The following is a 9,143-nucleotide window of genomic DNA, read 5'->3' on the forward strand; positions in this document are numbered from 1 at the left end:
TAAAAAAAGAGCCAAGACATCAAAAACTAGACTAAATGAATGAAAGATGTACTTTATCATATAATTTAAGGAGAAATTCCGATATTTTCGGTTATTTTAAGCAAAACTGGAACGTTGACTGTACGGTTTGATTTCGGTACGATTTAAGTAGATTGGAAGAGGGGTGATTCATTTGGGAAGTACTATAAAATTGGCGAGTTAGCGGAAGTTGCTGGTGTATCTAAAAGAACAATAGATTACTATACTCAAATGAATTTACTCACCTACATTCGAACAGATGCTAATTACCGATTGTATGAAGCAAATTCAATTCAGGTGCTTCATTTAATTGAACATTATAAGAAGCTTAACATGCCGCTTTCAAAGGTGAAAGAAACGTTGGAGCTTATGCAGAAAAAAGAATGCTCACAAGACATAAATAAAGTAGAAGAGCATATAGAACAAGTAATGAATATGATTCAACATTTACAAGAAGAAATGAACGAAATAAAGCCCCTCATTGAGAGGCTAAACGATGGTGAAAGAGAAGCGATGATGATGAAGTTTTCTCCTCAAAGTGTGGAGTTAGCTCAATCAATATTAGCGCTTTTTAAAGAACAATTAGATTGATAAAACTAATAGGAGGTGGAGTCCTTACATTTTTCAATGTAAGGAGACTACTTGGAAATATTTAATTTGATTATGTTGGCGATTTTAATCGCTCTGACAGCTTTCTTCGTTGCATCAGAATTTGCGATTGTAAAAATCCGTGGAACGAAGATCGATCAGCTTATTGCTGAAGGAAACAAAAATGCAATTGCTGCAAAGCACGTTGTTACAAACTTAGATGAATATTTATCTGCGTGTCAGCTTGGTATTACGATTACAGCATTAGGACTAGGTTTCCTTGGAGAACCGACAGTTGGGCATATGCTAGAACCTTTATTTATCCAATTTAACATTTCTGAATCGGTAGCAAAGATTCTCTCATTTGCAGTTGCCTTCGCTATCGTTACATTTTTACACGTAGTCATTGGGGAACTTGCTCCTAAAACAGTTGCCATTCAAAAAGCAGAAGGCGTAACATTAGCTTTCGCTAAGCCGTTAATGATCTTTTATAAGCTTATGTTTCCATTTATTAAAATCTTAAATGGATCAGCTCGTTTATTAATAGGTGCCTTTGGTTTAAAACCGGTATCTGAGCATGAAATTTCTCACTCAGAGGAGGAGCTTCGTCTAATCCTTTCCGAAAGTTATAAAAGCGGTGAAATTAACCAGTCAGAATATAAATATGTAAGTAATATCTTTGCGTTTGACGATCGAATCGCAAAAGAAATCATGGTTCCGAGAACAGAATTTGTAGCATTTGAAAAAACACTTACTGTAATGGATTGTATCGATATCGTATCAGAGGAAAATTATACAAGATATCCAATTTTCGATGGTGATAAAGATAACATCATTGGAATGGTTAATATGAAAGAAGTATTAACGGATTATGTAAATGGTAAAAATCAAAAAGCTGTCATTGAAGAATACGTTAGACCTGTTGTTCAAGTCATTGAATCGATTCCGATTAAAGAACTTTTTGTTAAGATGCAAAAAGAACGTGTTCATATGGCAATTCTGATTGATGAATACGGTGGAACAGCTGGGCTCGTAACAATTGAAGATATATTAGAGGAAATCGTCGGCGAAATTCGTGATGAATTTGATGCAGATGAGGTTCCGGAAGTCAAAAAGGTTGATGAGAATATCACTATCGTAGATGGTAAAGTGTTAATAGAAGAAATCAATGACTTATTTGGCTTAGATATTGACGATACAGATATTGATACAATTAGCGGATGGATATTAACAGAGAAAATGGATATACAAGAAGGCGAATCGTTAATGAAAGATCATTATCAATTTAAGGTACTTGAGATGGAAGGATACTCCATCAAATCCATTGAGATTACACATATTGTTGAGCAAGAACAAACCGAAGAGGTAACACAATAACAAAAAGGACCATTCTGAGAGTAGTAAGTAGTTCCGTTTTTGTGGAGCAACATTGTAAATAGCATATGAATTAGCATATCAATTAATCTAGTAATTGGTATGCTTTTTTTCGTTGGCACATCAACACCTATAAAGAAAATATGCTTAAAATAGCATAGTAAATTGTATTAAAGGTAGCATCGTGACAATGGCTGTTTTCATCGTGCGAATTAGGATGTTAATTCAAATGTTAATTGGAGGCTATTGTAAAGGGTTTTTACCATTTTATGTTGAAATATTTATTAAGATTTTGAAAGGATGTACTAATACTATTGGGGAAGGAAGTAAAAGAAAGTTTAATTATTGGTCCTAATGAATTAGTTAGATAGAGGAAAATAAGGGGGATATCGTAATGAAAAAGGACATACTTGAATACATAAAGGTTTTAAGTTTTGTTATCATAGCGGTTTGTTTATCTATTATTGCTTGGAACTCCTCGAAGGAGATTTCAAATCTCCAAGGAATTGAAGAACAATTGACTTACATTATTGATGCAATCCATCACGTTGGAGAATAAAAAAATAGTCTTTATAAAAAATAATGGATGCTTTAATCCGAGAAGGATTAAGGCATTTTTTGTGGAAATACTTATTAAACAAACGGGTAAGGTTTGTTGAATAGTAACTTTGAGAGAATTAGAAATGTCGTTCATATAAGGAGAAGGAGATGGAAGTTATCTTTTTTGATTATGGAATAGAAATTAGCTTGGAGAACGGACGATACTACTTGAATTTCGATGAAGGAGGGTTAGTTTCGCGTTTTCGTACTATTGAAATAACACACGAAGAAGCTGAAAAAGCAAAACGCAGCCCCAAAGATGCTTATGAAGTAATAATATCTTTCCAAAACAAAGAACGAAAGGAAAAGATGAAAGAATAGAATTTATTGAACTTATTAAGCTAACGGGTAAGGTTAACTCAATAGATTATCTTGATTTAAAAAAAGAAAGTAGAACATTAATCTACTTTCTTTTTAGATGGACATCCAGTTCCACCAAAACTGAAATCCTATCTGAGATTCTATTACAACAGAATACTTCATCACATCCTTGTGCTTGATTTCTTTACCATTTTGGACCGATGTATACTCAACAATAATATCTATACCATCATTTTTATAGGCATTAAATGGTATTTTGTTTACAGCTATTGTTTCTAAGCCTCCATAATTTTTTATGTCCTTTTGGGTACCGTTTACTCGTTTTACTACTTTATCAGCACTTCTTATTTCAACACTGTACTCTTTAATCGGGAATTTTAATTCTTCAAAAGAATAGTCCAAGTAGTAAGGTCCTTTATAATGTACGTTATCAATAAGATAAGGGACAATATAACTTCGCCCCTTTGGGGAACTTGTACTTAAATAAACATATGTATCAAAACAACTATTTGTTAAACATTCATGATTCTCTTCTATAAAGGTATCAACATCAAGTTCAGTTAAAATTGTTTTTCCGTTTAGTAGCCAAAATGGAAATAAGAGTATTATGCTACCAACAGTACAAATTAAGGTAACTTTTAAATAGTGTTTAATTTTACTCTTTTTCATGAAAGACCTCACTCGTTAAATCATATTATCTCTATCAATTACACCCATAATATTGATGAAGGTCAAGATGTTTTTTAATAAGAATAACTTTAGGAGGCATTGATCTGAAGCAGGATTATTGCCCTTTTTTGTTGAACTTCTAATTGTGCTAAAGGAGAAGGTTAGTGAAAGAAGGATTAATAGTAAAGAAGGTTAATTAATGATTAAAGAGATGGATATTCGATGTCATTTATTTGGTGAAAATTTCTCTCCAAAGAAACTTAAAGAATTTGCTGGTATTGTTCTTGAAAATAGAATTGAGGTTGGAGATGAGTTAACCAAAGGCAGATTTAAAGGTAAACCTTCTCCAGAAGGGTATGGTGTTCTTTGTCCTCCTATAGAATATAGGAATTCAGATGATTTTGGACTTCATTGGGTAGCACAAAAAATAAGTAAACACCAGGATGATTTACAGAAATGTGGAGTGGTAGAGATTAAATTAGTAATTGGTGTTTTTTATGAAGGACAATGCAATTTTGTATTGGAGCCTAAAGCAATTGGGTTAATTGGTGAATTAGGAATTCCATTAGAAATTAGTTGTTATCATAGCTAACACTTAAAGCATTGATGTAAAATATAGGATAAGTTTTGTTGAACATAGGAAGTATTTAAATTGATCGTGGAAGGGAATTTCCAAAGTGATCTACTCAATTACAAATTATGAAGAATTTAATAAATTATATTTTCATGATAATGAACTAGATTCTATTCTTTTGGATTATAAAAGTAAGGAAGCAAAAGTTACATTGCTAAAAATCACAAAAGGTCATCAAGAGGTTATTCATTTAATTTTTAATGAGGTAACTGACTTACATATTCCCTTAGTTGAACCTTGGGGAAGTGGCTTTTATGTTAGTTCAGTAGAAGTAGAAAATGAAAACAATAAATTAAGAACCAGAGTCCTTTTAAACTCAGGTGATGAGATTTCATTGATTTCAGAAACCATTAAATGCAGCTGCTAGTTTTCACTAAAGGGGAAGGTTAGTTCAACATGGGATATGCAAAAAAGCATATCCCTAAATGCTATTTCAATGAAATATATTGTAAATTAATTTACCAAACCAAAACGCAAGTAGAATCCAAATCAGAATGAATAGTACGGCAACGAGCCAGTTCTTTGGTTTACCAGTTTTTCTAATTTCTTCAGCCTTTTCTCTGTTTTCTTCAATAACGGAAGATGGAATTAATTTTAGTGCCAATGTAATGCCCAGTGGAACAATAATTAGGTCATCGAGATAACCTATTATAGGAATGAAGTCAGGGATCAAATCTATAGGACTAAAAGCATAAGCAACCACACAAACAGCAACTAATTTAGCGTACCAATGAACTCTATTATCTTTGTATGATAAATAAAGTACAAATAAATGTTGTTTTAGTTTTCTTGCGTAGTTTTTTAATTTTGTTAAAGTATTTTTTTGTTCCATCTAACTCCCCCTTGTTAGTAATCATTATATAGGAAGTTAGAGAAGGGTAGCATCATTTTCGATTAGTGCTTTTTCCCTTAAGAGATGTTTTACTTCAATGGAGGTAAAGCTTTTTAAAGTAACGGGAAAGTATAGTGGAAGAAGGATTTGGAGAAGTATTGGGGATTAAAGTTGAGTAATTATGATGCAATAATGCAAATTTTAGAAAACAACAATGTGGAATTACTTAAACGGAAGATAGAAAGAATTGAAAATCCTAATTTCCTCCATGAATTATCTAATGAATATAACTGGGATAATGGATTTCTTATACCGTCTTTGATTGTTGAAAAATGAAAACTGTGATTTAGGAACTGCTTTATTATTGTTTTTCCATGCTGATGGTTTTGCTCTACTAGATAGCGATAATAGTCATGAATTAGAAGGCAGAAATGAATGGTACAACTTCGTAATAGAGCTATTTTCAAAAATTGAAATGAATGGTTTTAAAAATCGTAATATTAGTTACGAGCCCACTATTACCAAAGTACAAAAATTTAAACTGGCCAAGAAGAATCCGAATCTATCAAGTATTTTTTTAGAGGGGTTACCAAGTTAATGAACTAATGGGAAAGTTTAGTTAATCAGGAAGGGGAAATCTCATTCTTATTGAATTTTAATAAACAGTCTTACATTCAGTTGGACTGTTTATTTATGAATATAGATTTTAGGGGTTTTATGAGAATAATGGAGGTTGTAAGAAATTGCGTTTAATAAATGTTTTTGATGCAGCAAAAGAGGGGACATTTGAGGAATTTAGAAGTTTCTACACTAATAAAGTAAATGAAACAAGTGATACTTTAGGCTTGAATCTATTGCATCTTGCTCTTGTTAACGATAAAAAACAAGAGGAAAAGCTAAAGATTATAGAATATTTAATTTCAGAAGGAATTGATATTAATTTTATAGACAAAAAGTATAGCAGAAATGCCCTTCATAATTTTTATTTCAATGTCTTGCGTCCTTCACCAGAATATATGTTAACAATTACAAAATTGTTAGTTCAAAATGGAATTGATATTAATGCATTGGATAAATTTAATTCTTCACCTTTAAAATATGCAATAACAATTACTAAACTCCCTACAACTGAAATAAAACAGGTGTATAAATATTTATTGGACAATGGTGCGGATTATACAATTAAAGATCAGTTTGGTAAGTCATGTATTGATTACTCAGAAGAATATTCTTGGAGAAATGATGTTTTGAAAATTATTGAGGAGTTTAATGGAACTAACTTTTGACTAAAGGGTAAGGATAGTTCAATAACAATTATAATTTTTTATAAGACGATTAAAATGATGTTCTAAAGAAGGTGAAATCTTAATGGTCACATACCATAAACCAATATTAGAATTAGTCCAATTTGATAAATGTGATGTTTCTGGATTAATTGAGCTGTCTGCATCAGTTGGATGGGATTATGATGAAAACGAAATTGGAACTGTTTTGTCATCAGGTAAAATATTTGGTCATAAAAATGCTGAAGGAAAAATTGTTTCTAGTGCTGCAATAATTCCTTATGATAGTTCTCTAGCTTCAATTGGTATGGTTATTGTTAGTAAAGATTTTAGAGGAAAGGGATTGGGAAAAGAGGCTACTAAGAAATGTATAGAGAGTGTTTCTAAAGACACTACTATTATGCTAATTGCAACAGAAGAAGGAAAATCCCTCTACGAAAAAATGGGCTTTAATACTGTTGATTTTGTTCATAAATATCTATGTGATAACTATACAACTATTTCTAAACCGTTAAATAACAGTGATGTTATCATTGAAGAGTTTAGTGGAGTTGATATGAATGAAATACTAAAGTTAGATGAGCATGCCTTTGGCGACAGAAGAAGCAGTTTTCTTATGAATAGAATAAAACAATCAGAAAAATGTTTGGTTGTAAAAGATAATAATGGAACAATTGTGGGATATGGGCTTTCTATTTTAGGACCAATAAATCTCATATTAGGTCCTATTGTAGCACCAGACTTTCAAACAGCGTCATTATTAATAGATAAATTATCTTCAAAACATCAGGGGAAATTAAGAATTGATGTCCCATCAGGTAATGAAGAGTTTATGTTGGCGTTAGAGAAAATTGGATTTATTAAGGTAAGTAAACCACCAATAATGGTAATCAATTCAATTAATATGCCCCCTAGAAACAATACGTTATTTGGGATTGCTGCCCAAATTTTTGGCTAGTTTGTGAAATGATGTACTTAAGCTAACGGGAAGCATTCCTGTAATGATTAAAAATGGCATTTGAACATAAAAATAACCTCTTGGTATGATATAAGTGTCCTAAGCTTGCCGGCAAAAAGGACAAATCATATATTCCAGGAGGCTTTCAAAATGAATTATAACCAAAATAATAAGATTGCTCAAATTACTTCTCAAACACTAATTATAGGTGTTGATATTGCGAAATTCAAGCACGTAGCTCGTGCGCAGGACTATAGAGGTTTGGAGTTTGGTAAACCTCTATACTTTGGAAATGCGAGAGATAGTTTTGATAGATTTGTTGAATGGATTAAAGAGATACAGGATCAACAAAACATGAATAAAGTAATCATTGGTGTTGAACCTACTGGACACTACTGGCTAAATTTAGCCCATTATCTAAAGGGTACTGACTTCAAGTTAGTAGTTGTCAATCCAGCTCATGTTAAGAAGACAAAGGAATTAGATGATAATTCCCCAACTAAGAATGATGTGAAAGATGCAAAGGTCATTGCCCAATTAGTGAAAGACGGAAGATACGCTGAACCTAATATTCCAGAAGGAATATATGCCGATCTTAGAATCGCTAGAAAAATACGCGATCAATTATCCGTCGACCTACAAGCGGTACAAGGGCAAATTCACAATTGGATTGACCGATATTTCCCTGAATTCCTAACAGTCTTTAAAGATTGGGAGGGGCTTTCTGCTCTACAAATATTAAAGCTAAATCTACTACCACATGAGTTAGCTGAACTCCCTGATCAAGAGTTATTAGCTCATATTAGGAAAGCTGCAAAACGTGCAGTGGGTATAAGTAGAATAAAAGAATTAAAGAAGGTGGCCGGCGTTTCAATCGGAATCCGTGAGGGTTCAGATTTGGCCAAATTAGAGTTAAGCACGTTGTTAGATAAGTATGAACTCATTACTAAAAAGTTTGAACAACTAGAGGTTAAAAGGGACGAGCTATTAGAACAAATACCAGGAGTGCACCAAATGCTAGCGATTACTGGGATAGGAAAAGATACGATAGCTGGGTTCTTTGCAGAGATTGGAGATTTACGTTATTACTCACATCCAAGGCAAATCATTAAACTTGCAGGATTAAGCTTGATGGAACACACATCAGGAAAACATAAGGGACAAACCAGAATAACCAAAAGAGGCAGGAGAAACCTAAGAGCCCTTTTGTTTAGAGTCATTATGCCCCTTGTAGCTAAGAATTCTGCTTTTAAAGCCTTACATGAATACTATACAAAGCGACCTGATAATCCATTAAAAAAGATGCAGTCACTGATCGCTTTATGTAATAAATTGATACGAGTGTTATTTGCAATAGGTAAGAAACAATTTGTGTTTAGTGAAGAAAGAATGTTGAAGGATATTCCTCATATGGCTGAATTGCCAAAAGTAGCTTAGAATTCTCGATATAACGTATAAATCATGCTTTTATAGTAGTTAATCTCAATAATTAATAGACATTTGAAGCACGGATTAGTCAGTAAAACAACTAAAATACGGACATAGATCCTGTCGGGAAGCATAACTGACATCTACCTCATGGAAAGGTTGGACGAAGGAATTTTGGAGCATAGACTCTGTGAGATATGGGAGGGTTGACCTCCATGAGAAATGTAGACATCCACCAGTGCGACCATACTTTAACTGGATTTCCACCTTTTGGATTAAGGTGGCTTGGGTACCTACAGTCTTTTTTGCTTCTCAACTCCAAAATTTAACTAAAATACAACTTTATCCCATGTTATTAAAGTCTATTAAATATGGATGACTATGAAATCGTGAGAAAAAACGAGAAATCGAGAGATTTACCTTTCTATATAGAGGGAG

The 9,143-nt window shown here is 32.7% G+C and carries 12 protein-coding genes; 10 read left to right on the top strand and 2 right to left on the bottom strand.

Going from position 1 to position 9,143, the window contains the following annotated elements; genetic code table 11:
- The first annotated feature begins 189 nt into the window (after nt 1-189).
- The 4 genes from JR050_RS05290 (at nt 190) to JR050_RS05305 (ending at nt 2,901) form a co-directional block, all read left to right on the top strand.
- Nucleotides 190-609: a MerR family transcriptional regulator gene (locus JR050_RS05290; protein ID WP_204202485.1), complete on the top strand. Its 420-nt coding sequence runs from the start codon at nt 190-192 to the stop codon at nt 607-609.
- Nucleotides 610-660: 51 nt separating this feature from the next.
- Nucleotides 661-1,983, top strand: coding sequence for a hemolysin family protein (locus JR050_RS05295; RefSeq protein ID WP_204202464.1), 1,323 nt, complete (start codon nt 661-663; stop codon nt 1,981-1,983).
- Nucleotides 1,984-2,374: 391 nt separating this feature from the next.
- On the top strand, nt 2,375-2,539 hold the full coding sequence (locus JR050_RS05300; RefSeq protein ID WP_204202465.1) for a hypothetical protein: 165 nt from the start codon (nt 2,375-2,377) through the stop codon (nt 2,537-2,539).
- Nucleotides 2,540-2,688: 149 nt separating this feature from the next.
- Nucleotides 2,689-2,901: a hypothetical protein gene (locus JR050_RS05305; RefSeq protein ID WP_204202466.1), complete on the top strand. Its 213-nt coding sequence runs from the start codon at nt 2,689-2,691 to the stop codon at nt 2,899-2,901.
- A gap of 93 nt (nt 2,902-2,994) precedes the next feature.
- Here the strand turns inward: JR050_RS05305 and JR050_RS05310 are convergent, their stop codons facing one another.
- Nucleotides 2,995-3,570, bottom strand: coding sequence for a hypothetical protein (locus JR050_RS05310; protein WP_204202467.1), 576 nt, complete (start codon nt 3,568-3,570; stop codon nt 2,995-2,997).
- A 199-nt stretch (nt 3,571-3,769) separates the two neighbouring features.
- Here JR050_RS05310 and JR050_RS05315 point away from each other — a divergent pair, with 199 nt between their 5' ends.
- Complete coding sequence (locus JR050_RS05315) at nt 3,770-4,162, top strand: hypothetical protein (RefSeq protein ID WP_204202468.1); 393 nt, start codon at nt 3,770-3,772, stop codon at nt 4,160-4,162.
- A gap of 85 nt (nt 4,163-4,247) precedes the next feature.
- Nucleotides 4,248-4,571, top strand: a complete 324-nt coding sequence (locus JR050_RS05320; RefSeq protein WP_204202469.1) for a hypothetical protein — start codon at nt 4,248-4,250, stop codon at nt 4,569-4,571.
- Nucleotides 4,572-4,637: 66 nt separating this feature from the next.
- On the opposite strand, the gene JR050_RS05325 is transcribed toward JR050_RS05320, so the two are convergent.
- The gene (locus tag JR050_RS05325) at nt 4,638-5,036 is read right to left on the bottom strand and encodes a YkvA family protein (protein WP_204202470.1); all 399 of its coding nucleotides are present in this window, start codon (nt 5,034-5,036) and stop codon (nt 4,638-4,640) included.
- 325 nt (nt 5,037-5,361) lie between these two features.
- On the opposite strand from JR050_RS05325, the gene JR050_RS20775 reads away from it, so the two are divergent.
- The 4 genes from JR050_RS20775 to JR050_RS05345 all read left to right on the top strand — a co-directional run bounded on the left by JR050_RS20775 (nt 5,362) and on the right by JR050_RS05345 (nt 8,714).
- Nucleotides 5,362-5,634 (top strand): DUF4274 domain-containing protein, encoded by a 273-nt coding sequence (locus JR050_RS20775; protein WP_204202471.1) that lies wholly within the window; start codon nt 5,362-5,364, stop codon nt 5,632-5,634.
- Between the two features lie 145 nt (nt 5,635-5,779).
- Nucleotides 5,780-6,322 carry an ankyrin repeat domain-containing protein gene (locus JR050_RS05335; protein ID WP_204202472.1) on the top strand — a complete coding sequence of 181 codons (543 nt, stop codon included), beginning with the start codon at nt 5,780-5,782 and terminating at the stop codon, nt 6,320-6,322.
- A gap of 82 nt (nt 6,323-6,404) precedes the next feature.
- Nucleotides 6,405-7,277 carry a GNAT family N-acetyltransferase gene (locus JR050_RS05340; protein ID WP_204202473.1) on the top strand — a complete coding sequence of 291 codons (873 nt, stop codon included), beginning with the start codon at nt 6,405-6,407 and terminating at the stop codon, nt 7,275-7,277.
- Nucleotides 7,278-7,427: 150 nt separating this feature from the next.
- On the top strand, nt 7,428-8,714 hold the full coding sequence (locus JR050_RS05345; protein ID WP_204201725.1) for an IS110 family RNA-guided transposase: 1,287 nt from the start codon (nt 7,428-7,430) through the stop codon (nt 8,712-8,714).
- Nucleotides 8,715-9,143 lie beyond the last annotated feature (429 nt).

This window comes from Bacillus suaedaesalsae, from assembly GCF_016890225.1.
Lineage (GTDB): Bacteria > Bacillota > Bacilli > Bacillales > SA4 > Bacillus_BS > Bacillus_BS suaedaesalsae.

Excerpts from the sequence above, each read along its gene's own strand:
- JR050_RS05300 (WP_204202465.1), top strand. The coding sequence starts at position 2,375 with ATGAAAAAGGACATACTTGAATACATAAAGGTTTTAAGTTTTGTTATC.
- JR050_RS05305 (WP_204202466.1), top strand. The coding sequence starts at position 2,689 with ATGGAAGTTATCTTTTTTGATTATGGAATAGAAATTAGCTTGGAGAAC.
- JR050_RS05310 (WP_204202467.1), bottom strand. The coding sequence starts at position 3,570 with ATGAAAAAGAGTAAAATTAAACACTATTTAAAAGTTACCTTAATTTGT.
- JR050_RS05315 (WP_204202468.1), top strand. The coding sequence starts at position 3,770 with ATGATTAAAGAGATGGATATTCGATGTCATTTATTTGGTGAAAATTTC.
- JR050_RS05325 (WP_204202470.1), bottom strand. The coding sequence starts at position 5,036 with ATGGAACAAAAAAATACTTTAACAAAATTAAAAAACTACGCAAGAAAA.
- JR050_RS05340 (WP_204202473.1), top strand. The coding sequence starts at position 6,405 with ATGGTCACATACCATAAACCAATATTAGAATTAGTCCAATTTGATAAA.
- JR050_RS05345 (WP_204201725.1), top strand. The coding sequence starts at position 7,428 with ATGAATTATAACCAAAATAATAAGATTGCTCAAATTACTTCTCAAACA.